The sequence below is a fragment of the Streptomyces sp. NPDC056452 genome, assembly GCF_042796085.1.
In the GTDB taxonomy this organism is placed as follows: Bacteria; Actinomycetota; Actinomycetes; order Streptomycetales; family Streptomycetaceae; genus Streptomyces.
This window is the reverse complement of the sequence record NZ_JBHTRI010000017.1, coordinates 1-26,731: the sequence shown is the minus strand read 5'-3', so window position 1 is coordinate 26,731 and position 26,731 is coordinate 1. Positions and strand designations below refer to the sequence as shown.

Annotated in this window: 26 protein-coding genes; 16 read left to right on the top strand and 10 right to left on the bottom strand. The window is 70.2% G+C overall.

The window, feature by feature from the left end; all coding sequences use genetic code 11:
- Positions 1-7: 7 nt before the first annotated feature.
- Both ACFQ6X_RS18295 and ACFQ6X_RS18290 read right to left on the bottom strand, forming a co-directional pair.
- The gene (locus ACFQ6X_RS18295; protein WP_383182619.1) at positions 8-2,605 is read right to left on the bottom strand and encodes a hypothetical protein; all 2,598 of its coding nucleotides are present in this window, start codon (positions 2,603-2,605) and stop codon (positions 8-10) included.
- A gap of 259 nt (positions 2,606-2,864) precedes the next feature.
- On the bottom strand, positions 2,865-3,587 hold the full coding sequence (locus ACFQ6X_RS18290; protein ID WP_383182617.1) for a peptidoglycan-binding protein: 723 nt from the start codon (positions 3,585-3,587) through the stop codon (positions 2,865-2,867).
- A 386-nt stretch (positions 3,588-3,973) separates the two neighbouring features.
- Between ACFQ6X_RS18290 and ACFQ6X_RS18285 the strand changes: the two genes are divergently transcribed.
- The 7 genes from ACFQ6X_RS18285 (at position 3,974) to ACFQ6X_RS18255 (ending at position 9,169) form a co-directional block, all read left to right on the top strand.
- A complete protein-coding gene (locus tag ACFQ6X_RS18285; RefSeq protein WP_383182791.1) occupies positions 3,974-4,669 on the top strand; it encodes a hypothetical protein in 696 nt (231 codons plus the stop codon).
- 22 nt (positions 4,670-4,691) lie between these two features.
- On the top strand, positions 4,692-6,188 hold the full coding sequence (locus tag ACFQ6X_RS18280; protein ID WP_383182615.1) for an esterase/lipase family protein: 1,497 nt from the start codon (positions 4,692-4,694) through the stop codon (positions 6,186-6,188).
- Complete coding sequence (locus ACFQ6X_RS18275; RefSeq protein WP_383182789.1) at positions 6,188-6,934, top strand: peptidoglycan DD-metalloendopeptidase family protein; 747 nt, start codon at positions 6,188-6,190, stop codon at positions 6,932-6,934. Before ACFQ6X_RS18280 ends, ACFQ6X_RS18275 begins: the two co-directional genes overlap by 1 nt.
- A gap of 49 nt (positions 6,935-6,983) precedes the next feature.
- The gene (locus ACFQ6X_RS18270; RefSeq protein ID WP_383182614.1) at positions 6,984-7,670 is read left to right on the top strand and encodes a hypothetical protein; all 687 of its coding nucleotides are present in this window, start codon (positions 6,984-6,986) and stop codon (positions 7,668-7,670) included.
- 44 nt (positions 7,671-7,714) lie between these two features.
- Positions 7,715-8,218, top strand: coding sequence for an LGFP repeat-containing protein (locus tag ACFQ6X_RS18265; RefSeq protein WP_383182612.1), 504 nt, complete (start codon positions 7,715-7,717; stop codon positions 8,216-8,218).
- Positions 8,219-8,334: 116 nt separating this feature from the next.
- The gene (locus ACFQ6X_RS18260; RefSeq protein WP_383182610.1) at positions 8,335-8,808 is read left to right on the top strand and encodes a hypothetical protein; all 474 of its coding nucleotides are present in this window, start codon (positions 8,335-8,337) and stop codon (positions 8,806-8,808) included.
- A 55-nt stretch (positions 8,809-8,863) separates the two neighbouring features.
- Positions 8,864-9,169, top strand: a complete 306-nt coding sequence (locus ACFQ6X_RS18255; protein WP_383182608.1) for a barstar family protein — start codon at positions 8,864-8,866, stop codon at positions 9,167-9,169.
- 74 nt (positions 9,170-9,243) lie between these two features.
- On the opposite strand, the gene ACFQ6X_RS18250 is transcribed toward ACFQ6X_RS18255, so the two are convergent.
- Entirely contained in the window at positions 9,244-9,855 is a 612-nt protein-coding gene (locus ACFQ6X_RS18250; protein WP_383182606.1) for a dihydrofolate reductase family protein, read from the bottom strand.
- A 192-nt stretch (positions 9,856-10,047) separates the two neighbouring features.
- Here ACFQ6X_RS18250 and ACFQ6X_RS18245 point away from each other — a divergent pair, with 192 nt between their 5' ends.
- Together ACFQ6X_RS18245 and ACFQ6X_RS18240 are read left to right on the top strand one after the other, a co-directional pair.
- Positions 10,048-10,617, top strand: a complete 570-nt coding sequence (locus ACFQ6X_RS18245; protein WP_383182604.1) for a TetR/AcrR family transcriptional regulator — start codon at positions 10,048-10,050, stop codon at positions 10,615-10,617.
- Between the two features lie 93 nt (positions 10,618-10,710).
- A complete protein-coding gene (locus tag ACFQ6X_RS18240; RefSeq protein WP_383182602.1) occupies positions 10,711-11,889 on the top strand; it encodes a GDSL-type esterase/lipase family protein in 1,179 nt (392 codons plus the stop codon).
- 12 nt (positions 11,890-11,901) lie between these two features.
- Here the strand turns inward: ACFQ6X_RS18240 and ACFQ6X_RS18235 are convergent, their stop codons facing one another.
- A complete protein-coding gene (locus ACFQ6X_RS18235) occupies positions 11,902-12,861 on the bottom strand; it encodes a helix-turn-helix domain-containing protein (RefSeq protein WP_383182600.1) in 960 nt (319 codons plus the stop codon).
- 106 nt (positions 12,862-12,967) lie between these two features.
- On the opposite strand from ACFQ6X_RS18235, the gene ACFQ6X_RS18230 reads away from it, so the two are divergent.
- Entirely contained in the window at positions 12,968-14,092 is a 1,125-nt protein-coding gene (locus ACFQ6X_RS18230) for a saccharopine dehydrogenase family protein (RefSeq protein ID WP_383182598.1), read from the top strand.
- On the opposite strand, the gene ACFQ6X_RS18225 is transcribed toward ACFQ6X_RS18230, so the two are convergent.
- Complete coding sequence (locus tag ACFQ6X_RS18225) at positions 14,050-15,009, bottom strand: GlxA family transcriptional regulator (protein ID WP_383182596.1); 960 nt, start codon at positions 15,007-15,009, stop codon at positions 14,050-14,052. The two genes, ACFQ6X_RS18230 and ACFQ6X_RS18225, sit on opposite strands and share 43 nt — an antisense overlap.
- 114 nt (positions 15,010-15,123) lie before the next feature.
- Here ACFQ6X_RS18225 and ACFQ6X_RS18220 point away from each other — a divergent pair, with 114 nt between their 5' ends.
- The 4 genes from ACFQ6X_RS18220 to ACFQ6X_RS18205 all read left to right on the top strand — a co-directional run bounded on the left by ACFQ6X_RS18220 (position 15,124) and on the right by ACFQ6X_RS18205 (position 19,004).
- Positions 15,124-16,068: an NADP-dependent oxidoreductase gene (locus tag ACFQ6X_RS18220; RefSeq protein ID WP_383182787.1), complete on the top strand. Its 945-nt coding sequence runs from the start codon at positions 15,124-15,126 to the stop codon at positions 16,066-16,068.
- A gap of 209 nt (positions 16,069-16,277) precedes the next feature.
- Complete coding sequence (locus ACFQ6X_RS18215; protein WP_383182594.1) at positions 16,278-17,858, top strand: amidohydrolase; 1,581 nt, start codon at positions 16,278-16,280, stop codon at positions 17,856-17,858.
- Positions 17,855-18,082: a hypothetical protein gene (locus ACFQ6X_RS18210; RefSeq protein ID WP_383182592.1), complete on the top strand. Its 228-nt coding sequence runs from the start codon at positions 17,855-17,857 to the stop codon at positions 18,080-18,082. The genes ACFQ6X_RS18215 and ACFQ6X_RS18210 overlap by 4 nt, the downstream gene beginning before the upstream one ends.
- An 82-nt stretch (positions 18,083-18,164) precedes the next feature.
- Positions 18,165-19,004, top strand: coding sequence for an alpha/beta fold hydrolase (locus ACFQ6X_RS18205; protein ID WP_383182591.1), 840 nt, complete (start codon positions 18,165-18,167; stop codon positions 19,002-19,004).
- 18 nt (positions 19,005-19,022) lie between these two features.
- On the opposite strand, the gene ACFQ6X_RS18200 is transcribed toward ACFQ6X_RS18205, so the two are convergent.
- The 5 genes from ACFQ6X_RS18200 to ACFQ6X_RS18180 all read right to left on the bottom strand — a co-directional run bounded on the left by ACFQ6X_RS18200 (position 19,023) and on the right by ACFQ6X_RS18180 (position 24,155).
- Entirely contained in the window at positions 19,023-19,568 is a 546-nt protein-coding gene (locus ACFQ6X_RS18200) for a MarR family winged helix-turn-helix transcriptional regulator (RefSeq protein ID WP_383182785.1), read from the bottom strand.
- A gap of 93 nt (positions 19,569-19,661) precedes the next feature.
- Positions 19,662-20,294 carry an SRPBCC family protein gene (locus tag ACFQ6X_RS18195; protein ID WP_383182589.1) on the bottom strand — a complete coding sequence of 211 codons (633 nt, stop codon included), beginning with the start codon at positions 20,292-20,294 and terminating at the stop codon, positions 19,662-19,664.
- 62 nt (positions 20,295-20,356) lie between these two features.
- Positions 20,357-22,744 carry a xanthine dehydrogenase family protein molybdopterin-binding subunit gene (locus ACFQ6X_RS18190; RefSeq protein ID WP_383182587.1) on the bottom strand — a complete coding sequence of 796 codons (2,388 nt, stop codon included), beginning with the start codon at positions 22,742-22,744 and terminating at the stop codon, positions 20,357-20,359.
- 5 nt (positions 22,745-22,749) lie between these two features.
- The gene (locus ACFQ6X_RS18185) at positions 22,750-23,286 is read right to left on the bottom strand and encodes a (2Fe-2S)-binding protein (protein ID WP_383182586.1); all 537 of its coding nucleotides are present in this window, start codon (positions 23,284-23,286) and stop codon (positions 22,750-22,752) included.
- Complete coding sequence (locus ACFQ6X_RS18180; protein WP_383182584.1) at positions 23,286-24,155, bottom strand: FAD binding domain-containing protein; 870 nt, start codon at positions 24,153-24,155, stop codon at positions 23,286-23,288. The genes ACFQ6X_RS18185 and ACFQ6X_RS18180 overlap by 1 nt, the downstream gene beginning before the upstream one ends.
- 157 nt (positions 24,156-24,312) lie before the next feature.
- On the opposite strand from ACFQ6X_RS18180, the gene ACFQ6X_RS18175 reads away from it, so the two are divergent.
- Positions 24,313-25,404: an XdhC family protein gene (locus ACFQ6X_RS18175; RefSeq protein WP_383182582.1), complete on the top strand. Its 1,092-nt coding sequence runs from the start codon at positions 24,313-24,315 to the stop codon at positions 25,402-25,404.
- 48 nt (positions 25,405-25,452) lie between these two features.
- On the top strand, positions 25,453-26,718 hold the full coding sequence (locus ACFQ6X_RS18170; protein WP_383182580.1) for a TetR family transcriptional regulator: 1,266 nt from the start codon (positions 25,453-25,455) through the stop codon (positions 26,716-26,718).
- Positions 26,719-26,731 lie beyond the last annotated feature (13 nt).

The following is a 26,731-nucleotide window of genomic DNA, read 5'->3' as shown; positions in this document are numbered from 1 at the left end:
TGGTGACTCAGCCGGCCCGACGGAGACCGTGCGGCCCGCCCGTTCTGATCACAGCGAGCGCACGCCAAGGGCCGTGCGGTGTGTGGAAGTGCAGCAGTGCGTCGGAGAGCGCCGTGGCGCTCTCGTCGGGGTCGAGGAGCTCCCGCAGTGCCCGCCAGGCCATCTCGTAGTCCGAGCACACCTGATGGACAGCGGCCTGCTTGACGAAGTCCGGCGATGAGCCGTTCTGCCGCACCGACGCCAGCCACTGCCCGCTGAGAAGGATGGGGGAGTGGTGGTTGGCCGAGCCGTCCGGCCCCACCGCCACGGCAAGGCTCACCGCCGAGAGCCGATCCGCGAACGTCTCCTCGAAACTCGTGATCCGCTCCTGCACGCTGTCGAGGGTGTCCCAGGTCGCGTCGTCCAGCAGATCGTCCATCTCGGGCAGGCGTGACGGCAGCCCGCACCTGATCAGCAGTCCGTTGTCGGCGATCTCCCTGACGCGCTGCAGGAGCCGTTCCCGGTCACGCCAGTTGCGCCCCTGGTTCGAGGCGATGCGGTCGATGCACCGCCAGAGCTCGGCCTCACCGGCGAACCATTCGGCGAGAACGTGCGGCTCGGCGGGAAGCTGCCTGCGTCGGACACGCCACGTGTGCTCCATGACCGCCGCGCATCCGCTCAGCATCTGCTTGTCGTAAGCCTTCATCTCCGGCCGCAGAGGACGCTCGGGCCGATGACGGTCCGGCGCGGCATGCGGGAACGTCTCCCGCTCGAAGCGGATGAAGCGGCTCTCCTGCCGCAGCTTCTCCAGATCCGGGTCCTCGATGAGCAGCCACGAGCGTGTGACCGGATGGACGCCGCTCACATCGGCGTGCGCCGCGCCCTCCAGTTCGTCCACGGCCAGATCGGCGAGTGCTCTGCGTTCCTGGCCCGGCGACTGCCCCACGGTCCCGTTCATCGCCACCGCGTACACACACGCGGCGTTGTAGTTGTCCTGCCACAGGCGCCAGCCGCGGGACAGCCATCGGCGCGTGGCGCGGAACGGCCCTCTGATCCTCTTCGTCCTGTGCTCGAGCGTCTCGGCCGACGAGGGCCAGGACAGGGAGTTCTCCAGAAGGCCCATCCCGTCGCGCTTCGCGTCCTCGTGGGCCCAGGCCAGGCGCAGGGGTGCCCACACATCCCGGTTGAGCCGCAGGGAGGTCCGGGTGAGCGTTCCGTGAGCACGGACGAACGGGTGCCGGAGGCGAATCATGCGGGGATAGTCCGCGGCGAGTTGCTGCATCTCCTCCCTGCACGCGAGCTGAAAGATCTCACGGACGATCGGATACCGCCGCCGCTCCTCGCCCAGTTCCGTCTCGAGCCACTCCTTGGCACGCCTCTCCTGATCCCGGGCGAACGGCTCCGCGCGGCCCGGCGGCATGAGCCCCGTGAGGGCACGCCAGTGCCGGGCGGCGAGAGCGGGTGCGAGGGCCTGCCGGATCTCCTTCCGGGCGTGCGCCCGCCGCGGGCACGGCGGATGGTCGCTCTTGCACCACTGTTCGGCGGTCCGCTCCGCCACCCCGAGGACGACGGCGTAGCGGAAACGCGCCTCCAGGAGACCGCTTCGCCACCATCCGTAGCGGCGGCGGAGGATCCGGCGAGGGTCCCAGGAGCGCATTCCTGTCCGTGCGTTGCGCTGCGCGCTGTTCTGGCCGTCCAGGAGGATGGCCCCGTAGTACGTCTCCAGGGCGTCGAGGTGAAGCCAGAGCTGCTCCTGTATCCCGGCGATCTGCGTGCGGAGGTAGAGGTTGGTCGGGTCGAGCCGCAACGCCTCGTAGTAGCGGTCCAGGGCGTCATCGAACTTCCGCTCCTGGCTGAGCTCCCGAGCCTGCTGGTAGGCGGCGAAGAGGTCCGGCGGCAGGTCCCGGCCGCGCCACCCCTGCCAAGGGGGGCGCCGGCCGGCCCGGGTGACGGGCACCAGGGTCGCCATCACCCAGTAGCCGGCCTCCTGGATGGCCTCCTCCCACGTAGGGCTCCAGATCGATTCCGTGCGGCTGCCCCGGATCGCGTAGGAGGTGACCGTGACGGTGATACCGAAACCGGGCTCCTGATCCCGTACCCGCAGGACTCCGCGAACCGTGTAGGCGATCTTCGGACGCAAGCGGCTGAAGAGGCGCAGCAGGCTCGTGCCCAGCTTCTTGGGTTCGAGGTCGACGTCACCGAGCAGATCGAGGAAGTTGTCAGCCGGTGCTTCCGCAGGCAGGGCCGTCGGCGGATAGAGGTTCGTCTCCGACAGTTGCTTACGCAACTGAGCGGTGAGTCCCTCCAGTTGCTGTTCGATACCCGGTGCGGAGGCGACGAGCTTCTTCACGTCCACGGCCCCGGGCTTGTGGGCGTAGTACATGAGCATCCAGCGCCGAAGCGCCATGAACAGGATGATGAGCAACAGCAGGCATCCGAGCCGGGCGCTCAACGAGGCCCCGTCACTGCCCCCCTTCACCAGGCGGGCCACCCCGTCGACGAACTGCATGAACCACTCGGCCGGTACCTCGATGACCTTCATCCAGCCCGTAGCCTGCCAGGTGGGTCCCTCACCGCCGACAGCACGGATCACGACGAACAGGGTGACGAGGACAAGGACTGTCATGGCCGCTGAGCGCATCACATGAGGCGCTCTCAGCGAAGACACATCGGCAGGGGACTGGTGCTCGGAACGAGAGGACATGACCGCCTCTGATCGCGCGTGCCTTCACAGCCAAGTGTTCTACGTTTCCGGGGCCTGGCAAGTCGGCGGGAAATGAACTGCGCCGCGGCCCGTGCGGTTACCGGGCCGGGCCCCATATGGCCGTCCGAACCAGGCAATTGACCAAGCAACCACCTTGCCCCGGCAAGGCCCTCTGCGGCTCTCAGTATCCTCTGGCCGGCCGCTTCGGATCGGCCTGCTGAACACGTGAGGCGAAATTGGAACCCGCCCGGTTCACGCCATAGCGATCACGTACGTAGTTGATGGTGGCGCACATGCAGGCGACCACGTCGTACGGGGTCGTGGCGGTCTGCGCCTGGTGGTAGGCGGCGAACGTGGTGGGAATGCACTGCGTGGCGCCACGAGAACAGTTCTGCGGATGCCCGTCGGCCACGATCCGGCCACGCGCGTTCGAGTCCACCGTGTTGACCCGCCAGCGCCGGTCGTTGCAGGCGGATTCCCGTTTGGCGATGGTGACCAGCGCCGGGACTCCGAAGCGCGGATCCATGCCGGTCAGGGCACAGGCCTTCCGGGCGTATTTCTCCATCGCCGCCGGCCCGGCGTCGTCGTGCGGGTCGTTGTACGTGACCTGCGGCAGGCCCAGTTTTCCTGTAGGTGCGTGCGCCGCCACGGCGCCGCGGCAGTCCACGGGGAAGCCTGTGAGGCGCCCGAGCTCGGTCAGGGAGGTGCAGCCGGGGATTCCGTCCGCGTCGGCCCCGGCGTAGCCCTGGGCGCGCTGCTCCTCCGCATAGGCGTCCCTGGTCTGCTCGCCGAAGAACCCGGTGACGCCGTCCGGAATGTCACGGCCACGGTCGATGAGGGCGCGCTGGACCGTACGGACGTCTTCGTGGGACTTGCCGAATTGGGTGTTTCCGAGCAGCACCATGAGTGCCGCCTCCTCGTCCCGGGGAAAGGAGCATCGAGTAGACGTACTGTCAACTCCTGTCTCCATTCTGACGTCGTGGGAGGAAGGCGCAAGCGGGCGAAGTTCCGGGCTGAGGTGCACGTTTCACCCGAATGCTGAATACTGGGAACCGTCCTAATCGACCATCAAGTACTCACGCGCGGTCGCGTGAAGCGGTCCGTCATTGTGCCTTTGCCGACCGGGCTCGCAGAAGTCCGGCCGTGCCCCTTCGCGTACTGCTTCTCCGGTCGCTCCCGGCCAGGATGGCGGGCCGGACAGGAAGCCGTCCGGCACCGCGGCCTACATGTACCTGCTCGGCCGATGAGGGATAGAGTTGAGTCATTCGCCTCTGTGGGGAAGTGGTGACGATGGATTGGCGGGTCGCAACCAGTCTCGAAACACTGCGACATCAGCTGAACGCCCGCTTTCCTGGTCGTTCCACCGCCTCGGACGGCGGAATCGGGGACGAGGCGCATCAGAAGTCCGGAAGCGCGAGCGATCACAATCCCTGGTACGGACCCGGAATTGTCACCGCGCGGGACTTCACCCACGATCCGGCCCACGGCCTCGACATCCAGCAGATCGGCGACCAGCTGCTCGGCAGCCAGGACCCCAGGATCAAGTACGTCATCGCCAACCGCCGCATCGGCAGCAGCCGCAGCTGGCAGTGGGGCCCGTACGACGGTGCGAACCCGCACGAGAAGCACTTTCACCTCTCCGTGGTCGCGAGCCCGCTGTGCGACGACGATCAGCCCTGGAACCTCCCCGTGTTCGGGGAGACACCTGAGGACCGCGGGGGTGAACACATCGAGACCGGCGCCCTCTTCATGACGTGGGGCACCGGTGTGAACGTACGCCAGGAGCCCCTTCTGGGTGCGCCCGTCGTCGCCGTACTCGCTGGCCCCACCCAGGTGCGTGTGTCGTGCCAGCGGGAGGGCGAGACGGTGAGCACCGCGGACCACACCAACAACGCCTGGTCCTTCCTCCCCGATTACGGGGGATACGTCTCCAACATCTTCATCGACCACTCAAGTTCCTGGCTTCCCGATATCCCTTCGTGCTGACCGGGGGCAGTGAGGTGTCCTCATGCCTGGCAGAGAAAAGCTCCCGATCGTCTACGTACGAGGATTCGCGGGCAACACCTCGGGAATCAACAACGTCGTCATGGACCCGTTCTACGGATTCAACGAGGGTTCCACCCATGTGCGCGTAGGAGCGGGCAATCAGCCCAGCTTCCACCAGTTCGAAAGTCCTCTTCTGCGCCTGCACCTGGACGAGAAATACAACATTCTCGTCGAAGGGGGTCAGGAAGCCTATCTGGACACCCATGAGTCGGTGCCACCCGACAGTGTCTGGGTGCACCGCTTCTACGACGTCTCCGCGAACACCTGGGACGGCACGGCCGAGGAATTCCGGCTGGAGGACGCGGCTGCTGATCTGCTGCGGCTCGTCGACAAGATCCGCGCAAAGTCCGGGGCTCCTCGCGTCCATCTCGTCGCCCATTCCATGGGCGGACTCATCTGCCGGTGCCTCGTGCAGAAGATCCTTCCGGATCTGGGCCGAGACCCGGCCGAGTGCGTCGACAAGCTGTTCACGTACGGAACACCGCATGGGGGGATCGCCTTCGAGGCGGGCTTCGGTCTGTTCGAGAAGGTGCGCGACGCGATCGGCATCAACGGGGCCGACATCTTCGGACCGCAGCGCATGTACGAGTACCTCACGCCCACCGCCGCTCTGGACCCGAACGGCCGCCCCGAGGGCTGGCGCGCCCGCGACATGCCCGAGCGCGGCGCCGACGCACCCCTGGCCTTTCCCCGGCACCGGGTCTTCTGCCTGGTGGGGACGAACCCCACGGACTACGAGGTCGCGTTCGGCCTCTCGTCCGCAGCCGTGGGCAGTCGCAGCGACGGGCTGGTGCAGATCGAGAACGCCTATGTCCCCGGGGCACACCGGGCATACCTGCACCGCAGTCACAGCGGCCGCTACGGCCTCGTCAACTCGGAGGAGGGGTACCAGAATCTGCGGCGCTTCCTCTTCGGCGACCGGAAGGTGGTGGCCGAACTGGTCGGGCACCGGCTCCCTTCGGACCGCACGGCCACGTGGCAGGCCGAGACCCAGCTTTCGGTGCGCGGTCTGCCGGTGCTGATACATGAGCGCTCGACCGCCCACTGGTGTCCGGTTCAGCTGTCCTCGTCGGATCCGCAGGACACCGTTCCGCTGACGACGACCTTCCTGTGCAGCTCCCTGCGACCGGGGGACGGGAGCGGAACCATGCGCTACGCGCTGCACCTGCGCATCCTGTCGCTGCGTGAACGCGACGGGTTCCTGAGCTTCGGTGATCACCTCGAGCAGACAGCCGACTTCGACGACATCCTCGTCATCGACGTCGGCAAGGGGACGTGGGCCGCCTGGAACTCCCTCATCCCCGGTGCGATCAGTGACCACGAGCCCAGCGGCGCTCCTGTTGCCGACGAGGACTCCAGCACCGGCGTGTGGGTGGCCGGCATTCCGCTGCCCGAGAGCGCCGCGCCGATCCTCGGGGAACAGGCGAGGATCCGCCTCACCGTCACCCCGTGGAGCTGATGCGCTGCGGAGCCACGAAGTGGGTCAGGAGCAAGGAGAGAGAGTGGGATGAGTTCGTCATGGTGATGCTGGCCAAGGTTCAGTACGGCGAGTCGAACGGCGACATCCGGATCGTCCAGCAGGCACTGATCGCCCGGGGACGAAGCATCCCGGACGGCGCCACCGGCTTCTTCGGGGACCAGACCAAGGAGGCCTACGCGGCGGAGCAGAAGGAGCAGGGATACAAGGGAGCCGACGCCGACGGCGTACCGGGCTGCAAGTCCCTCACCGCACTCGGCCGTCTCGGTGGCTTTCCCGTCGACTGCACGGGAGTCCCCGCCCGGAAGAACACGTCCACGGGATCGGCGCGAGTGGCATCCCCGGTGCCCGGGCGACGTGTGTCGTTCGCGTTCTTCGCCCGCGGCCCCTACGCGTGGAAGCCCGACGGGGTGGGCCGCCACACCGGGCAGGACTTCGCCGCTCCGGCAGGCGCCCCGGTGGTGGCCGTCCGCAAGGGGACCATCGCCTGGTCCAACGGCGGAGGCGGCGCCTACGGCAAATGGATCGGCCTGCGGGCCGACAACGGGCACGTGTACACGTACTGCCACCTCTCCGCCCTGCAGGTCAAGGAGGGGCAGGCCGTCCGCGCGGGTCAGCAGCTCGGCAAGGTCGGCTCCACCGGCAACTCCACCGGCCCGCACCTGCACTTCGAGATGTCGAAGGGCCGCACCTGGTCCTACGGCCTCGTCGCGAAGCCTCAGTGGTGAAGCCTCAGTGGTGAAGCCTCAGTGGTGAAGACGAAGGAGCGAAGCCGCCATGCCCCACACCAATCCGTACGGCCAGGAGAAGGACGGAGACTTCGGCTCCTCGGTCGAAGCCAGAGGCTGGCAGGCCGGCTACGACACCGGCGTCAGCACACCCCCCGACGTGCCCGAGACGCCGTCGACCCGGCATCCCGGGTTCATGGACGCCTGGGCGGAGGGCGCGGCCGCCGGAAACGCCGACGGCCGCGCCGAGGGCTGGCGGCTGCGGCCCGTGACGGAGAGCAGCGGCTTCGTCCTCAGAGTGCCGGGCGCGGAGCCGGAGGCCAGCGGTGAGAGCGGCGACAGGGCCGGTGCGTTCGCCGTGGCCTGGAAGAGCGTCGGGGACCTGCCACTGGCGCTGATCCTGCGGCAGTTCGCGCCCGGGGCCGAAACCGGGTCCCATACCCAGCTTGCGGGCCGGGCTCTGGACCAGGTGATCGCCGACAAGGGCGGGCCTGCCCAGTTGTACCTGCCGCTCTGTGTCTCTCCGCCGCACCAGCTCTCGGGGGATGCCCTGCTCGATGCCGGCTACTGGCACGGCGATGTTTCCGACTCCTTCGACGAGGCCGGGAAGGAAGCGACCTCCCATGCGCTCGTCCGGGTCCCGCACTTTTCCGGGCTGGTCCGCTACCGGCCGGTGGGCACCCACAACTTCTGGGACTGGCTGCCCCTGCAGACGAACCGTCCCGATGAACCATGACCCGTCTACCCACCGCGTACAGCTTCGGCCGGAGGTCGAGAGACATGACAGCCATCGACGACAAGTGGACACAGGTTCAGTGGATCGGCGCGCCGTTCGACGCGGGCGCGGGAAGCCACGAGGGTCCGAACCCCGATGGGCGGGGCACCTCGCGGGACTTCGCGAACGGGTCGATCTACTGGACGCAGGGGACAGGCGCGCACGAGGTCCACGGCGACATCCGTCTCCACTACGCCGAACTGGGCGGCTCCGGCGGCTTCCTGGGATATCCGCTCACGGACGAGTCGGGATGCCCGGACGGAACCGGCCGCTTCAACCACTTCGAGGGCGGCTCGATCTACTGGACCCCGCAGACAGGGGCACGGGAGACGCACGGAGCCATCCGCGACCTGTGGGCGGGCATGGGCTGGGAGCGAAGCTTCCTCGGCTATCCGACCACCGACGAAATCGGTACCGGGGACAACCGCTCGAACCGCTTCCAGCACGGGCACGTGAGCTGGACGCCGACGGGCGGGGCCGTGGCGCACCACAGCACCCTCATCGACTGAGGGGCGGCGACGTACTGTGACACCGCGGCGGTGACGACCGTGGATCCGTGAAACACCACTGTTCCGGAACGGGCGCACGGAAGCTGAGCGCACGGACGAACGACTGGAGGAAGACCATGTCTGCGACCGCCACCATTCTCGACGTCTACTGCGTCCACGCGGCGACCGGGACCGACTCTGCCGCGAACAGCGCGGTGGCCGCCTTCGCCAGCAAGATCCCCTTGGGCGGGACCACTCTCGAGGCCCTCGTGCAGTCGGTTCCCGAGGCCCTCACGGCAATCGACGCCTCCCGGAACGACCCCGACGACCTGTACATCACCACCAGCACCCAGGGGGACCTCTCCCAGGCGATCTGGCCGGGCAACGGCTCGGCGGGATCGGTGGGATCCGGTCAGACCCAGCCGCTGGGGGTGGCCGTGCCGGTAGAGGGCGCGCAGAACCTCTCCCTGTGGGACCACGACCTGTCCGGCGACGACCTGCTGGGCTCGATCCGCATCGAGGAGATGGAGCTCGGCGAGGGGCCGATCGCCAAGGTCGCCTCGTCGCCGGTGGAGGGTTCGGTCTACCTGGTCAACTACCGGGTGGACTAGAGCCTGTCTCTTTGGATCCCAGCCCCGTTGGGTGAGGGTTGGTTACTCTGCTGCGATGGCCAAGAAGACAGAGTCGGAGCTGGTGGTTGACCTGCGGGGGCGATCGATCGAGACGCTCGATAGCTTCTGGGACGCCGTCGCCGAGCCCTGTGGGCTGCCGAAGTGGTTCGGCCGGAACGTCGATGCCTGGCGAGACGCCATTCAGACTCGAGGTATCTCCGCCGTCATCGACAGCTACGACGTCCTGGTGGTTCACGTGGAGACGCAAGGAGTCTTCGCTGAGCGGAACCGTGAGGCCCGTGCCCTGCGAAGCGCGTTTGCGGGGCGGCAGTCGCGACTGGTCGAGCACGAGCCGTCCTGATCGCCGCGTGCGGCCGCTCCTCCCGACTCAGCGGCGGGCCCAGATCAAGATGGCCGCCAGATGCAGGGCGGCGGTCACGCGTACCGCACGCGGTAGCGAAGGTGTGTCACGTCCTTCCCCTCGGCGGTGGAGACGGGTCCCTCCAGCTCGTACGGCGCGCCCTTGAGGTCCGTGAAGAACGGCGTTCCGCCGCCGAGCAGTACAGGCACCAGATCGATTCCGACCTCGTCGAGCAGCCGGGCGTCGAGGCACTGCCGGGCGATGGTCCCGGCGTTCACGCAGACGTTCTTGTCCCCGGCGAGTTCGCGCGCCAGCCCCACCGCGCGCTCGATGCCTTCGGTGCCGCCCTCCGTGACGAAGTGGAACGGCGCCCCTTCGCGCGGCCAGCCGTCCGGAACGGAATGCGTGACCACGACGACCGGCACGCCCATCGGATGGTTGCCGCCCCAGCCCTGCGTGATGTCGAACAGCTTGAGCCCGACGACGAGCGCCCCCGTCTCGGCGATGATCCGCCGCCAGTGGGTGGCGCTCACCTCGGTGAGATGGAAGGTCAGCTCGGGGTGAGTGGTCTCGACGGTGACGTCGCCGTTCTCGTACCACTTGAACAGCTTGTCGAAGCCGGTCTCCTCGGGCCCCGAGATGTACCCGTCGAGGGACATGCTTCCGCCGGTGTAGACCCTGGTCATCGTTCTCGCTCCTTCGTCTCGGCCCTGTGAAGGGTGGACCGGCGGTGAGGGCGAAACTCATCGGTGCGGGCGGCGCAGGGGGGACCCTCTCCGCCCGGTTCCGCCGGGCTCCAGCGACAGCACCACCGTTACCTGATTTGCCTAAAGGTATTAGGTAAATGCATAGTAGGCTCTGTCGAACGGGAGAAACGCATGGTGCGCGCAGGACTGACCGCGGAACGTCTGACCCGGGCCGGAGCCGAAATGGCCGACGAAGTCGGGTTCGAGCAGGTGACCGTCTCGGCGCTCGCCAGGCAGTTCGACGTCAAGGTCGCGAGTCTGTACTCACACCTCAAGAACTCCCAGGACCTCAGGACCAGGATCGCGCTGCTCGCCCTGGAGGAGCTCGCCGACCGTGGCGCAGCCGCCCTGGCGGGGCGGGCAGGCAAGGACGCCCTGGCCGCCCTCGCGAATGTCTACCGCGACTACGCCCACGAGCATCCCGGCCGCTACGCCGCGGCCCAGCTGAGGCTCGATCCGGAGGCGGCGGCCGCCAGTGCAGGCAGCAGGCACGCACAGATGACGCGCGCGATCCTCCGGGGCTACGACCTGGAGGAACCCGACCAGACCCACGCGGTCCGGCTGCTGGGCAGCTTCTTCCACGGCTACGTCAGCCTGGAGATGGGTGGAGGCTTCAGCCACAGCGCCCCCGACACCCAGGAGACCTGGACCCGGATGATGGACGCCCTCGACGCCCTGCTGCGGAACTGGCCCGCGAACTGACCGCAGCCCCGCACGCCCGGAAGCCCCACGGGCGACCCCACGCACCGGCGAACGCCCCGGCGCACCCGAACACTTCGATCAACAGGCTGTGACATGTACACCGAGCACCACTGGATCACCACGCCCATCACCACTGACATCGTCCGCGGCGCCCTCGACCTGGAGCGCACCGCGCAAGGCCTTCTGCCGCACCGGCTTCCCGCCTGGGCCCGCGCCCAGTGCGCCGACGGGCAACTGGCGATGGCGGAGGCCCAGCCCTCCGGCGTCCGGCTGGTGTTCCGCACCCGGGCGACCGCCGTCGAACTGGACACCGTGCCGACGAAGCGCGTCTACGTGGGTGCGCCGCCCCGCCCGGGCGGCAGGTACGACCTGCTCGTCGACGGCCGCCTGACCGGCCGGGCAGGTGTGGACGGCGGCAACACGCTCACCATCGACATGACCACCGGTTCGGTCGTGCACGAACCCGGACAGGCAGGCATTCTCCGTTTCGCCGATCTGCCGGACGGCGACAAGGACGTCGAGATCTGGCTGCCGCACAACGAGACAACCGAACTGGTCGCGCTGCGCACCGACGCCCCCATCGAGCCCGCACCGGACCCGGGCCGCAAGGTATGGCTGCACCACGGCAGTTCGATCAGTCATGGATCCGACGCCGCGGGCCCCACCAGCACGTGGCCCGCACTCGCCGCGTCCCTCGGTGGCGTGGAACTGATCAATCTGGGCCTGGCCGGCAGCGCGCTGCTCGACCCGTTCACCGCGCGGACCATGCGGGACACCCCCGCAGACCTGATCAGCGTCAAGATCGGCATCAACCTCGTCAACACCGACCTGATGCGCCGGCGTGCTTTCGGCCCGGCGGTGCACGGCTTCCTCGACACCATCCGGGAGGGGCACCCGACCACGCCGTTGCTGGTCGTGTCGCCCATCCTCTGCCCGATCCACGAGGACACTCCCGGTCCTGCCGCCCCCGACTTCAGCAACATCGGGGAAGGGAAACTGAAATTCGTCGCGATGGGCGACCCCGCGGACTCCACCCGCCTGACGCTCGACATCATCCGGCAGGAACTCGTCCGCATCACCACCGCACGGGCCGCCGAGGACCCCCATCTGCACTACCTCGACGGCCGCGAGCTCTACGGCGAGGCGGACTTCGCCGAACTGCCCCTGCCCGACCAGCTCCACCCGGACGCCGCGTCGCACCGTCGTATCGGCGAGCGCTTCGCCGCCGCGGCCTTCGCGGGCACCGGCGTCTTCACGGACAACAGCGCCTGAAAATCCTGCTGTTCAGCCCGTCCGGCCGGGCCCCGGGGCGCCGAATGTCCGCCGGTACGCCTCGGGCGGCAGCCCCGTGACACGAGTGAAGTGCCGCCGGAGCGTGGCGGCCGTCCCCATGCCCGTCCACTCCGCGATCCGCTCGATACCGGCATCGCTCGACTCCAGCAGCTCCTGTGCCTGCCGCACGCGTTGACTGAGCAGCCACCGCAGCGGTGCCGTTCCGGTGACGGCGTGGAAGTGCCGGGCCAGGTTGCGGCTGCTCATCCCCGCCTGCCGGGCCAGGTCCTCCACCGTGAGTGGCTGGTCGAGCCGGGCCAGCGCCCAGGGAAGCAGGTCGGCGAGCGGGTGGTCGCGGCCGTGCGTCACCGGCGCCGGAATGAACTGCGCCTGACCGCCGTCCCGGTGGGGCGGGGTGACGAGGCGTCTGGCGAGCGCGTTGGCCACCGTCGCCCCGTAGTCGGCACGGACGATGTGCAGACACAGGTCCATGCCGGCGGACTTCCCCGCCGAGGTGAGAACGTCGCCCTCGTCGGTGAAGAGCACCCCGGCGTCGACCCTGACGCGCGGATACCGCGCGGCGAGCACGTCCGTATGGGCCCAGTGCGTGGTGATGCGGCGTCCGTCCAGGAGTCCCGCCGCGGCCAGGACGAAGGCGCCCGTGCACAGCGACACGATCCGCGCTCCCGCCGCGTGGGCGGCGCGGACGGCGTCGACCAGTGCCTCCGGCGGGTCCATGTCCACGCCGCGCCATGCCGGGACGACCACGGTGTGCGCGTCGGCCAGGGCCTCCAGCCCCTGGGCGGTCTCGGCCCGGAACCAGTCCCCGACGCGGGTTCCGTCGGCCCCGCAGACGGTGAAGGAGTACCAGGGCGCGGCCAGGTCCGAGTGGTCCGTGCCGAAGACCTCGCAGGCCGCAGCGGCCTCGAAGAGCATGCTGCCCTCGGTGAGGGCCATCACCACTTTTCGCATGTCCGAAACTGTACGCCCCTCGTCGTTCCGGCCACTGGCCGCACGCGGACCGGGCGCGGATCATGGGGGCAGGGGCACTTCGCCCTTCGAACACAAGGAGCCGGCGATGAGCCACACCTCTTCCGTATCTGCCGCAGCGTCAGCCGGGGACCGTTCCGGGCCGCCGGTGGTCGCTGTCGTCGGTGCCTACGGACACACCGGCCGCTTCGTCGTGGCCGAGCTGCTGCGCCGGGGCATGACACCACTTCTCGTCGGACGGGACCGGACGAGACTCGACGGGATGCGGGACCTGGCCCCCGGCGCGCCCGTACGTGTGGCGACGACCGAGGACGCGGCTTCTCTCGACCGCGCGCTCGACGGCGCCGGCGCGGTCGTCAACTGCGCGGGACCGTTTCTCGCGACAGCTCCCGCCGTGGCCGAGGCGGCGCTTCGCGCGGGCCTCCCGTACCTGGATGTCTCCGCCGAACAAGGAGTCACCGCCGCCCTGTTCGACACATACGGGGACAGGGCCCGGGAAGCCGGTGTCGTTCTCGTGCCGTCCCTTGCCTTCTACGGCGGTCTGGGCGACCTGCTCGCCACCGCGGCCCTGGGCGACTGGCCGGACGCGGACGAAATCACCCTTGCGTACGGACTCGACAGCTGGCACCCGACGCCCGGCACACGGCTCACCGGAGAGAGCAACGCGGGGCAGCACCTCACCTATACGGGAGGCAGGCTCCAGCCGTTCGGCTACTCCCGGGACGTCTTCCCGTGGCGTTTCCCCGAGCCGCTCGGCACCCAGGACGCCAGTGCGTTCCCGACAGCCGAACAGGTCACCCTCCCGCGCCACGTGCGGACACCGGAGGTACGCGCGGTGATGAACCTCGCGCCGCTGCGGGACCTCCGAGCGGAGGACACCCCGGCACCCGTCCCCGCGGACGGCAGCGGGCGCTCCGCACAGACCTTCCTCGTCGACGCGGTCGTCCGCCGCGGCCGCGAGACACGCCGAGCCGTCGCAGGCGGGCGCGACATCTACGCCGTCACGGCACCGCTCGTCGTGGAAGCGGTCGCGCGCATCCTCGACGGACGCTGCAAGGCAACGGGCGTGGCCGCGGCCGGTGAGGCGTTCGACGCCGGGAGCTTCCTGCGTGCGCTGACGCCCGATCACCTCACCCGGCTCGACCTGCCCGCCGACGCGGACCGATCCGCTCAGCGGGCGTCCGCCGGTACGCCGCGGAACGTACGACGGTAGGCGAGCGGAGTCACGCCGATGGCCGTGTGCAGGTGCTGCCGCAGCGACGTGCCGGTGCCGAAGCCGACCTGCGCGGCGATGTCGTCCACCGGAAGATCGGTCGATTCGAGCAGGTGACGTGCCCGGACGACCCGCTGCTGGATCAGCCAACGCCCCGGACTCATCCCCACCTCCTCGCCGAAGCGGCGGGCGAAGGTGCGCAGGCTCATACGCGCGTGGCCGGCGAGTTCGGTCAGGCTCAGGGGCTCGTACAGGTGCTCCAACGCCCATTGGCGGGTGGCGGCCGTGCTGTTCGCGGACGCCCCGGGCACCGGCTGCTCGATGTACTGCGCCTGCCCGCCGTCCCGCCACGGCGGAACGACGCAGGCGCGCGCGACGTGGTTGGCGACGGCGCTGCCGTGGTCCTTGCGCACGAGGTGGAGGCACACATCCACCCCCGAGGCCGCACCCGCCGACGTCAGGACGTCGTCGTCGTCGACGAAGAGCACATCCGGATCGAGCGCGATGTGCGGGAACCACTCCTGGAAGAGCTGGGTGACGGCCCAGTGCGTCGTGGCCGGCCGGCCGTCGAGCAGTCCGACCGCGGCGAGGACGAACGCGGCCGTGCAGATCGACACGATGCGCGTGCCCTTCGGCACGGACGCGAGGGCCTCCGCGACCGAGGGCGGTACCTCCCGGGTGATGCGTGAGGTGTCGAAGGGCGGGATCACGACGGTGTCGGCCGTGGCCAGCGCTTCCGGTCCCTGCTCGACGGTGACCGAGAAGTCGGAGTTGGTGTGCACCGGACGGCCGTCGACGGTGCAGGTCACGACTTCGTACAGGCCCCGGGCGGCCCCGAAGACCCGGCTCGGAATACCCAGCTCGAACGGGTACACGCCGTCCAGTGCGAGCACGACGACGCGGTGTGGACGTCCCATGGCAGGATCCTGTCGAAAGGTGGCAATCATGCCATGGTACTCGCCGGACGCCGCCGCGATGCTGGACGTATGAGTCACAGCACAGCGAACACCGCTGCCCCGGCCGTCACCACCATGCGCGCCATCAGCCAGGACACCTACGGAACCCCGGACGTCCTCGAGGAGGTCCGCCTGCCGCGGCCCGTCCCCGGACCGAGCCAGATCCTGGTTGCCGTCCGCGCGGCCGGCGTCAACCCCACCGACTGGAAGCACCGGGAGGGCGGCCTCTTCCTCGACCGCCTGCCGCTCGTACTGGGCTGGGACGTCTCCGGAACCGTCGAAGCCGTCGGCTTCGGCGTCACCCTCTTCAAGCCCGGCGACGAAGTCTTCGGAATGCTTCCGTACCCGTACGGTCTGGGCTCCCACGCCGAGTACGTGAGCGGTCCGGCGAGGGCCTTCGCCCACAAGCCCGCCGGTATCGACCACATCCAGGCCGGAGCTCTCCCGCTCGCCGCTCTCACCGCCTACCAGGCACTCGTCGACACCGCCGGCGTCCGCGCCGGGCAGCGGGTCCTCGTCCACGCGGCCGCCGGCGGCGTCGGCCACCTCGCCGTCCAGATCGCCAAGGCCCGCGGCGCCTACGTCATCGGTACCGCGAGCGGCGCCAAGCACGACTTCGTCCGCTCACTCGGCGCGGACGAGGTGATCGACTACCGCAGCGTCGACTTCGCCGAAGCGGTCCAGGACATCGACGTCGTCCTCGACCCCCTGTCCGGGGACACCCGCGCCCGCTCCCTCGGGGTCCTGCGCCCCGGCGGCATCCTCGTCTCCCTGCTGCCGGGTACCGACCCGGGCGAGGCGGACCGGGCGGCCGAGCTGGGCGTACGTGTCGAATCCCTGCTCGTGGAGGCGGACCACGCCGGAATGGAGGCGATCGCCGACCTCGTGGAAGCGGGCTCCCTGCGTGCCCACATCGAGGCCGCCTTCCCGCTCGCCGAAGCGGCGAAGGCCCACGCCCTCGGAGAGACCGGCCGGACCACCGGCAAGATCGTGCTGGTCGTCGAGCCCCAGGACGTCTGACCGGGCGGCGCGGCCGTGGCCGGACCGGTATCTGGCCACAGCCGCGCGCACGACCGGTCCGCCCCGTCGACAGGCCGCCCGGATTCAGGTTAGCGTTACCTAAGTTCCGACCGGTCGCCTGGCCATCCGAGCGGCGGACAGCCCTGCCCAAGTGCCGGGCACGGACCACGAGATGGCCGGGAACTGCGACGACCGGTGACTGACTGCCCATGCTCTGTACGAGGCTGACGAACGCGCACATCCTCACCATGGACCCGGACCGCCCCGTCGCCCACGAACTGGGCATCTGGCACGGCCTGATCGTGGGACTCGACGACGAGGTGGCCGCCCTCCCCGCACGTGAGGTCATCGATCTCCAGGGCGCCACCGTGCTTCCCGGGTTCATCGACAGTCACGTACACCTGGCCTGGACCGGCCTCAGGGCGAGCACGCCCAGTGTGGCCCCGTGCGAGCGGGTCGAGGACGTCCTCGCCGTCGTCGCGGAGGCCGTCTCGCGGACGTCCGCGCCCGGCGCCTGGGTCGACATCGCCGGCTACGACCAACGGGCCCTGGGACGCCATCTGACCGCCGCCGAACTGGACCGGGTCAGCCAGGGGCGCAAGGTGTTCCTGATGCACGACTCCGGACACGCCTGCGTGGTCAACAGCGCGGTCCTGGAACTCCTTCCGGCCGGAGTACCGCAGCAGGACGGCTTCCTGGCGGAGAGCGCCATGACCGCCGCCCGGAGCCTGCGCCTGCCGTACTCCCAGGAGGAGCTCGCCGACGCGATCGAGCACGCGGCCCGCGGCTGTCTCGCCGAGGGCATCACCGCCTGCGCGGAGGCGGGCATCGGGGGAGGCCTCCTGGGCAACAGCCCCGTCGAAGCCGGGGCGTACCAACTCCTCAAGGAACAGGGCCGGCTGCCCCTGAGGGTTCAGCTCATGGCCGCGGGAGACACCCTGCGGCCACGCGCCGCGCACCGCGACGACGGCATTCCGCGAGCCCTCGACCTGGGCCTGCGTACCGGGTTCGGCGACGACTGGCTCTCGCTGGGTGCCCTCAAGATCTACACCGACGGCGGCATGATGGCGCGCACCGCGGCCCTCACCTCCCCGTACGAGGGCATGGCCCACACCGGGCAGCTCCAGGACGACCCCGACCGTCTCACCGACCTCATCGTGGACGGCCACCTCGCCGGCTGGCAGCTCGCCGTCCACGCCATCGGCGACCGTGCCGCCGACCTGGCACTGGACGCGCTGGAGCGGGCGCAGAACCTGAGGCCCCGGCCGGACGCACGCCACCGCATCGAGCACGCCGGGCTGATCCGCCCCGACCAGCTGCCGCGCTTCGCCCGCCTCGACGTCAGCGCCGTGATCCAGCCCAACTTCCTGCGCTACTTCGGTGACGACTACGCGGCCGTCATGGGGGAGGAGCGGGCGGCGTGGATGTACCGGGGCCGGGGATTCCTCGACCACGGCGTCACGCTCGTGGGCAGCTCCGACCGGCCCGTCACGGACGGTTCGCCGCTGCGCGCGATCCAGTTCATGGTCGAGCGGGCCTCCACCTCCGGCCTGCTGATCGGCCCGGAGGAGGGCATCACCGTCGACGAGGCCCTGCGTGCCTACACCGTCGCCGGAGCCCGCGCCTGCCGGTGGGACGACACCGCCGGCACCCTCACCCCGGGCAGACGCGCCGACCTCGTGGTGCTCGGGGACGATCCCAGGCGGGTCGCACCGTCGCGGATCGGGGACATCGAGGTCGTAGCCACGTACGTGGCCGGCCGTGACACCAAGGAGACGGGAAAGCCGTGAGTGAACGAACGGAAGCGCCCGAACGGTGGGCAGGGCTGTGGCAGACTCCGGCGCCCACCGCCCGGTGGGTCATCTGGAACACGGACGGGGCCAGCATGGTCTTCGACAGGGAGCTCAACATGCCCGCCGAGGTGGCCGATTCGGACCTGCGTGAGGTCCTGCGCAGAATGCGGGAGGCCGGCGCACCCGAGGACGACGAGTATCCGGGCCGCGCGTGCGCCTAGCGCACCCGCCGTCCCCCACCTGCGTCGTCGCCGCCGGGGAATCCGGTTGCTCCGTCCGTAGGCCGCTGGCAGAGTCCTGCTCATGACCGCCTTCACCGCGCATGACGGGACCAAGCTTGCCTACCGTGCGTTCGGAGAGGGCGCTCCGGTGCTCTGCCTTCCGGGCGGACCCATGCAGGACTCCGTCTACCTCGGAAACCTCGGCGGCCTTGATGCTCACCGGCAGCTGATCATGCTCGACCTGCGCGGAACCGGGCAGTCGGCCGTACCCGAGGACGTCTCCTCCTACCGCTGCGACCGGCTCGTCGACGACGTCGAATCCCTGCGCGTCCACCTGGGTCTCGACAGGGTGGACGTCCTCGCACATTCGGCCGGCGCCAATCTGGCCGCCCTGTACGTGGAGCGCCATCCGGAGCGCGTCGGCAGGCTCGCGCTGATCGCGCCCAGCGTCATGGCCGTCGGCATCACGATCACGGGTGAACTCCGGCGCGGGACGGCGCAGCTCCGCCGGGACGAGCCGTGGTTTCCCGAGGCCTTCGCCGCCCTGGAAGCGATCGTTGCCGGAAATGCGACATCCGAAGCGTTCGAGGCCGTCGCCCCGTTCTTCCACGGCCGCTGGGACGAGGCGGCCCGGGCGTTCCGTGCTGCGGAGGACAGGCAGAAGAACGCGGAGGCGGCGGGCGTGTTCGCGGCCGAGGGCGCCTTCGATCCGGACACCACGCGGGCGGCGCTCGCACGGTTCACCGCGCCGGTCCTGCTGCTGGCCGGCGAGGTCGACCTGAACTCCCCTCCGCCCGCGGTGACCGAGTTCGCCGGTCTGTTCCCGCACGCAGAGCTGGTCGTTCAGCCCGGGGCCGGGCACTTCCCGTGGCTCGACGATCCCGACACGTTCGTGGCGGCCACCGCGGCGTTCCTCGGATGACGGGGGCCGCACCGCGGATCACGCCGTGGCGTCGGTCGGTTCCTCGTCGGAATGGATGATCGAAACCTCGAGCTTGCGCAGCAGCCGCGCCAGCTGGCGGCATTCGGACGGCGAAAGGCCGCTGAGCATCCGGCGTTCGTTGTCGAGGTGCTCCGAAAACACGGTGTCCACCGTCGACAGACCCTTGTCGGTCAGACGGGAGTAGACGACCCGGCGGTCGTCGGCGTCCCGCTCGCGGACGATGAGACCGTCCTTCTCCAGGCGGTCGATCCGAAGCGTCACCCCTGCCGATGACACCAGTCCGGTGTCCGCGAGCTGTCCGGCCGTCAGCCGGTAGGGAGCTCCGGACCGCCGCAGAGCGGTCAGCACGTCGAAGCCGGCCACGGACAGGCCGTGACGCTCGATCGATGCCGTCAGCCTGGTGCTGTACCGCAGGAAGGAACGATGGAGGCGCGCGAGGACCTCGAGTGGACTGGTGTCCAGCTCGGGGCGTTCGCGTGCCCAGTCCTCGATCACGTTCGCGACGGCGTCCCGGTCCACCGGCCTCGATGCAGCCATGCCCATCCCCTCGTCCAGCGCCCGCCAGCTTCTCACGGCACTGAGAATCTTACCGCTGAGGCGATGCGCCGGACCGGGGGAGGGGCCGCGCAGCCCGAATCACCTGCGGGAACGCCGCCTCAGCAGCTGGATCACCACGACGGTGACCAGCACCGCCGCCGTGGGCACGGCAGCCTTCCTGAGCAGCACGGGCAGTACCGCCGCTCCGAGGTCCACCGCCTCGGGCTCGGGCGAGAGGCGGGCGGACGACCCCGTGGCGCCCGCCGTCGCCGCGACGGAACCGGAGCCCCCGGAGTCCCGCAGCAGCTCTTCGAGACGGGTGGCGAACTGCTGGACGATGCGGTCGCCGACCTCGGTCATGATGCCCCGGCCGAACTGCGCGGGACGGCCGGTGATGTCGAGGTCCGTACGTACCCGCACCCGCGTACCGAGCGGGTCGGCGGCCAGCGTCGCGGTGACCGTGGCCGACGCGGTACCCGAACCCCGGGTCTCGCTCCCGCTGAGGTCGAGGTGCATCGAACGGGCGGAGTCGTCGCGGCTGACGGTGCCCTCGCCGCGGTAACTCATCTGCACCGCGCCGACCTTGACCTTCACGCGTCCGGTGAACGAGTCACCGTCGAGGGTGTCCAGCACGGCGCCGGGCATGCACGGGGCGACCCTGCCGAGGTCGAGGAACAGCTTCCAGGCGTCGTCGGGACCCGCCGGGACGGTGAAGGAGTGGTCGAGCTGCATGGGGTGTCCAATCGGAGGAGCTGCCGGCCGGGGCCGGATTCAGGTGCGGAACGAGCTCGGGCTCAGGTTCGGTCGGCCGTACGGATCAGGTCACGGACCCGGCTGGGGGAGAGCGGTCCTCGGCGTACGACCACACCGAAGGGACGCAGCGCGTCTTCGACGGCACCGGCCAGCACCGCCTGCGGGGCGATCGCGCCGCCCTCGCCGAGGCCCTTGACCCCGAGATCGTTCATGGGACTGGGGGTGAAGGTCTCGTCCATGTCGAGGTCGGGTATCTCCGAGGACGTGGGCACCAGGTAGTCCATGTACGTGCCGGTGCGGGGCTGGCCGTCGGGGCCGTAGACCATCTCCTCGTACAGGGCGCCGCCGATCCCCTGAGCGATGCCGCCGGTGACCTGGCCCTCCGCGATCATCGGGTTGACGATGTTGCCCGCGTCGTGGACGACGACGTAGTGCAGGATCTCGACGCCGCCGGTACGCGCGTCGACCTCGACGACCGCCGCGTGCGCTCCGGCCGAGACCGCGAAACCCGGTGGGCGGAAGTGCACCGTCTCACTGATCTCGGTGCCGTACCGCCCGTCGGCGGGTTCCGGGGTGCCGGGCAGCGGGGCCCGCCCGGCCAGCTCCGCCAGACCGATGGACGGACCGCCCGGCTCCTTGGACGCCACGACGCCGTCGCTCAGACCGAGGCCGCCCGCGTCGACGCCGAGACGGCGCGCCGCCGCTTCGACGATCTTCTCGCGGACCAGCCGACCGGCCCGGTGGGTGGCGTTGCCCGCGTTGACCAGGGCCCGGCTGGCGATGGTGCCCACACCGAACGGGGTGGCCTCCGTGTCTCCGCCGACCACGTCGATGACGTCGAACGGCACTCCGATGGCGTCCGCGGCGATCTGTGCCATGGAGGTGCGGTGCCCCTGCCCCTGGGAGGGGGCACCGATGGCGAGGCGCACCCTGCCGCTGGGGGCGATGTCGATCCGGGCCGTCTCGAACGGTCCGAGGCCGGTGGCTTCGATGTACATGGCGAATCCGATGCCGACGTACTTTCCGTCCCGGGCGCCTTCGCGCTGCCGTGCGCGCACCCCCTCGACATCGGCCTTGGCCACGGCGCGGCGCAGCAGCTCGGGGTAGTCCCCGGAGTCGTACGTCTGCGGTCTGCCCGAGCGGTCCACGAGTCCGGTCGCGTACGGCATCGCGTCGGGCCCGACTAGATTGCGCGCCCGCAACTCCTCGGGCTCGATGCCCAGTTCCGCGGCCAGCCTGTCCATCGCGCGTTCCATGGCGAAGACCGTCTCCGGGCGCCCGGCTCCCCGGTACGGCGTGGCGAACGTGGTGTTGGTGAGCACACCGACCACGCCGATGTCCACGTGGGGGATGCGATACGGGCCCAGCAGATGGCAGAGCGAGTTGTACGGCACGACGAGGCCGGTCATGTTGTAGGCGCCGAAGTTGACGGTGATCCGGTCGCGCACGGCGATGATCAGGCCTTCGGAGTCCGCGGCGAGTTCGATGGTGTGGATCTGCTCACGGGCGTGGGAGGAGGCGGTGAGGTTCTCGTTGCGGTCCTCGCGCCACAGCACGGGGCGGCCGATGCGGCGGGCGGCATGGGGGACGATGAGCTCCTCGACGTAGAGGATGCCCTTCTGCCCGAAACCGCCGCCGACGTCGGCCGCGACGACGTGGACGGCGGCGGGCTCCAGACCGAGGGTGTGGGCGATGGCGTCCCGCAGCCGGTGGGGGGTCTGGGTGCCCGACCAGACGGTCAGCCGGCCGCTGTACGGATCCACCTGGGCCGAAATCGCGCGGGTCTCGATCGGAGAGGCGACGTACCGGTGGGCCTCGAACCGCTCGCTCACCACGGCGTGCGCGCGGGCGAACGCCGCGTCCGGGTCGCCGACACGGGCGGCGACGGTGACCGCCGTGTTGTCGGGCAGCTCCGCGTGCAGCAGAGGCGCGTCCGGGGTCAGGGAGAGTTCGGGGTCGACGAGCACGGCCAGCGGGGAGTAGCGCACGTCGACGAGTTCCAGGGCGTCCTCGGCGAGGTAGCGGTTCTCGGCGAAGACCACGGCGACGGGCTGGCCGACGTAGAGGACCTTGTCGGCGGCGAGCAGCGGCATGGGAGTCATGCGGACCACCGGGTCCAGGAGTTCGGCGAGCCCCGGCGGGGTGCGCAGTTCCTCCTTGTTCAGCATCGCCGGAAGGTCCTCCACGTCGTCACCGGTCCACACGGCGACGACGCCGGGCGCGGCCAGTGCCGCGCTCACGTCGACGGATTCGATGCGGGCGTGGGCGTGCGGACTGCGCAGGAACGCGGCCTCGACGGCGCCGGGCAGGGCGATGTCGTCGACGTAGCGTCCGTTGCCGCGCAGCAGCCGGTCGTCCTCGACGCGAGGGACGGAACGGCCGATCCAGCTCCCGTCGCCGTGCGGGTGCGGGTGGGAATCGTGGGACATACGGGTCACTCCCCGAATCGCTCGTCGAGTGCCTGGCACACGGCACGGCGGATGTTGCGGTAGCCGGTGCACCGGCACAGATGCCCGCTGAGTGCGTCGGCGACCTGTTCCTCGTCCGGTCGGTCGGACCGCTCGGTGAGGGCGGTCGTCGTCATCACGAACCCGGGCGTGCAGAACCCGCACTGCATGCCGTGGCACTCGTGGAAGGCCTGCTGTACGGAGGTGAGAGGGGCGTCGCCGGGGGCGAGGCCCTCGACCGTGCGGATCTCGGCGCCCCCGCACTGCACGGCCAGAAGCAGGCAGGTACGTACTGGCTCGTCGTCGACAAGGACGGTGCAGGCCCCGCAGACCCCGTGCTCGCAGCCGACATGCGTGCCGGTGAGACCGAGCCGGTCGCGCAGGAAGTCGCTGAGGAGGAGCCGGGACTCGACCTGGGCGGTGACGGGCCGGCCGTTCACGGTGAGGGAGATCTCGTGCCAGGCGGAGGGTTCGGCGAGCGGCGGCGTACGGGCCGCGAGAGGGGTGGGGACGGACGGGGTCATCAGCAGCGCTCCCAGGCGGTGGTGCAGGCGCGGACGAGGAGATGAGCGGCGCCTTCGCGCCGGTACTCGGCGGTGGCATGGATGTCGTCGGAAGGGGCGAGCCCGGCCAGCGCGGCGTCGGCTGCGGCGGTGAGGGCCTGCCCGCCGGCATCGCTGCCCACAAGTGCGTCCTCGGAGGCGGCCAGCCGTACGGGGACGGGGGCTGCGCCGCTGAAGACCACACGGGCGGTCCGGACGGTGCCCGTCCCGGCGTTCCTTTCCAGCACGACGGCCACGCCGACGGTGGCGAAGTCGCCGTGTCTGCGGGTCAGTTCCTCGAAGGCCCAGCCGTGATCCGCCGGCAGCGGGGGGAACACCACCTCGGTGAGCAGCTCGTCCGCCTCGACGGCGGTGGAGAAGGTCGCGACGAAGAAGTCCTCGGCGGTGACGGTACGGGTGCCGCGTGGCCCGGTGACCACGAATCGGGCGTCCAGCGCGAGGGCCGCGGCGGGCAGCTCGGCGGCCGGGTCGTGGTGGGCGAGACTGCCGCAGACTGTGCCGCGGTTGCGGATCTGCGGGTGGCCGATCCGCTCGATCGCGGCGGCCAGCAGCGGCCACCCGTCCCGTACCGCGGGGTCGGCGGCGGCGCGGGCCTGCCGCACGGCTGCCCCGATGCGGAGGTTGCCCTCCGCGTCGACATGGAGACGGCCGAGCTCCGGGATGCGGGTGATGTCGACGAGCACCTCGGGTCTGGCGAGGCGCATGTTCAGCATGGGGATCAGGGACTGGCCGCCCGCCACGACCTTGGCCTCCCGCTCCTCGTCGGCGAGGAGGGCGACCGCCTCGCCGACAGTGCTGGGGGCGGTGTAGTCGAAGGATGAGGGTTTCAACCTGCTGCCACCGGTCCTCTCTGGGTCGTCGTCGCGCCGTTCCGTTCGACACGTACAGATCTATCTAGTACCTAAAATGATTTACACTAAAGTTTCTTCTTGGCAAGAGGCTGTCCGAGATTTCCCGGTCCGGGATTCCTAGTCCGAGGTGGGCGACATGCGACACGTCATCGACCAGGCAGTCGCCTGGCAGCGCTCCGGCACCCGCTTCGCCATGGCGACCGTCCTGCGGACCTGGGGCTCGGCGCCGCACGCGCCGGGGGCGTCGATGCTGGTGTCCGAGGGCGGCCGCATCGTCGGCAGCGTCTCCGGCGGCTGCGTCGAAGCCGCCGTCTGCGCGATCGCCGAGGAGGTGCTCGCGGGCGCCGCTCCGACCGTCGAGCGCTGGGGGGTCGGCGACGAGGACGCCTTCGCGGTGGGTCTGACCTGTGGCGGCACGATCGAGGTGCTGATCCGTGAGGTGGGGCCCGAGGTGCCGCTCGGCCGTGTCGCCGCCGATATGGCGGCCGGCGTGCCGGTGGCTCTGGTCACTCCCCTCGACGGCGGCGCACTCGCCGTCGGCGGCGGGACGGTGACCGGCTCCCTGGGTGACCCGGAGGTCGACCGAGCGGGGGTCCTGGCCGCCGAGGGCATGCTGGGACGAGCCGCGAGTGGGCTTGTGACCAGTGGAAACGCTGAAGTCGACGGCACCGTCTGCGTGCCGGAGCGGGAGCTGCTGGTGCAGTCGTTCGCGCCCCGGCCGAGGCTGCTGATCTTCGGTGCGGCCGAGTTCGCCCGGCCCCTGGCGAGCATCGGTGCCGCGCTCGGGCATCGCGTGACGGTCTGCGACGCCAGGCCCGCGTTTGCGGCACCCGAGCGTTTTCCCGGTGCCGACGAGGTGGTCACCGACCGGCCCGAGCGCTGGTTGCGCACCCAGGAGGATCTGGTCGACCAGGGGACCGCGGTGATCGTGCTGACCCACGACCACCGCTTCGACGTGCCGGTCCTCGCGCTCGCCCTGCGCGGCCGAGCCGGATACGTGGGCGCCATGGGCAGCCGCCGTACGCATCAGGACCGGCTCGAACGGCTGCGTGCGGCCGGTGCCACCGAGGCGGACATCGCGCGGCTGCGTTCGCCGGTCGGCCTGGATCTCGGCGGCCGTGGACCCGAGGAGACCGCCGTGTCGATCATGGCCGAGATCATCGCCGTGCGGCGGGGCGGCACCGGACTGCCGCTCACCTTCCGGACCGGTCCCGTCCACACAGTGTGACCGTTTTTGAACGACTGTTTTTATGAACACTCGTTTAATGTGAGGGCTGTGGATCCAAAGAGCAAGGGGCGCCGACGCGCGCCCGGAAGTCCCGACCCCGATGCCGGGCAGTCGGCGGCCGCGCCGCGCCGCGCCGGCTCCCACGACCCGGAAGGCAATCGCCGCGCGGTCCTCGATGCCGCCCGACGGCTCTTCGGCGCGCACGGCTACAAGGGCGTCGGGGTCCGCGCCATCGCGGCCGAGGCCGGGGTGACACCCGGCCTGGTGATGGCGTACTTCGGTACCAAGGACGGTCTGTTCCGCGAGGCGGTCGGGAGCGGAGCGGGTGTCACCGGCGATGTGCTCGGGGCCGATGCCACGGGCGATCTCCCGGCCGCCCTTGCCCGGGCCTACCTGGAACGCTGGGACCGGCTGCCGGCCGACGATCCCTGGCCGGCGCTGATCCGCTCGGCTGTGAGCCACCCGCCGAGTGCCGAACTGCTGCGCACGATCCTGGAGAAGCAGGTCGGCGAGCCTCTCGCGCGGCTGCTCGGCGACTCGGCCGAGGCGGAGGTGCGCATCGCCATGATCCGCAGCGTCCTCTTCGGCGTGATCATGGAACGCTACGTCTTCGCACACGATCCTGCGGTTTCCGTCCCGACCGGGGACCTAGCCCCCGCGCTGACGGACGTGCTCACCACCGCCTTCGGCGACGCCCTCCACCCCACCCGCAGACAGGAACGCGGGGCAGAGGGTTCGAGCGGGGCCGCGTCCACCCGCCCCGAGGGGCCGGAGGCCGAGCGATCGGAGACCGGGCGACCGGAGACCGAGCGCCCGGGGGTCCGGAGCCCGGAAACCCGGCCGTCCGCGCCGACGCCCCCCGGCGCGGACGACTCCGCCCCGTTCCTGTTCGACAGGCTGAGCGAGTGCGCCCGGCGTCATCAGGAGCTCGTCGGCAGGACCGTCCGCGCGTACGGCATCAGCCTGCCCGCCTACGAGGTGCTCGCCACGCTGCGCGACGCGGGTGAGCCCTACCGCCGGACGATGGGCGAGGTGGCGGCCGCGGGTGCCGTCCGCGCGGGCGGTCTCACCCAGCACGCGGACCGTCTCGAGGCGGTGGGCCTGATCCGGCGGGAGCGTGACACCGACGACCGCCGGATCGTCCGGCTGTGCCTCACCTCTGAGGGCATCGCGCTGTCCGACCGGGTCGCTGCCGCACGGTCCGCCCAGGAGCACGAGCTGCTCGCCGGGTTCGGGCCCGCGGACCGGCGCCGGCTGTCGGGGCTGCTCGGCGCCCTGGGGAAAACGCTCGGGGCCGGTGTCCCGGAGCAGTGATCACTGCTCCGGG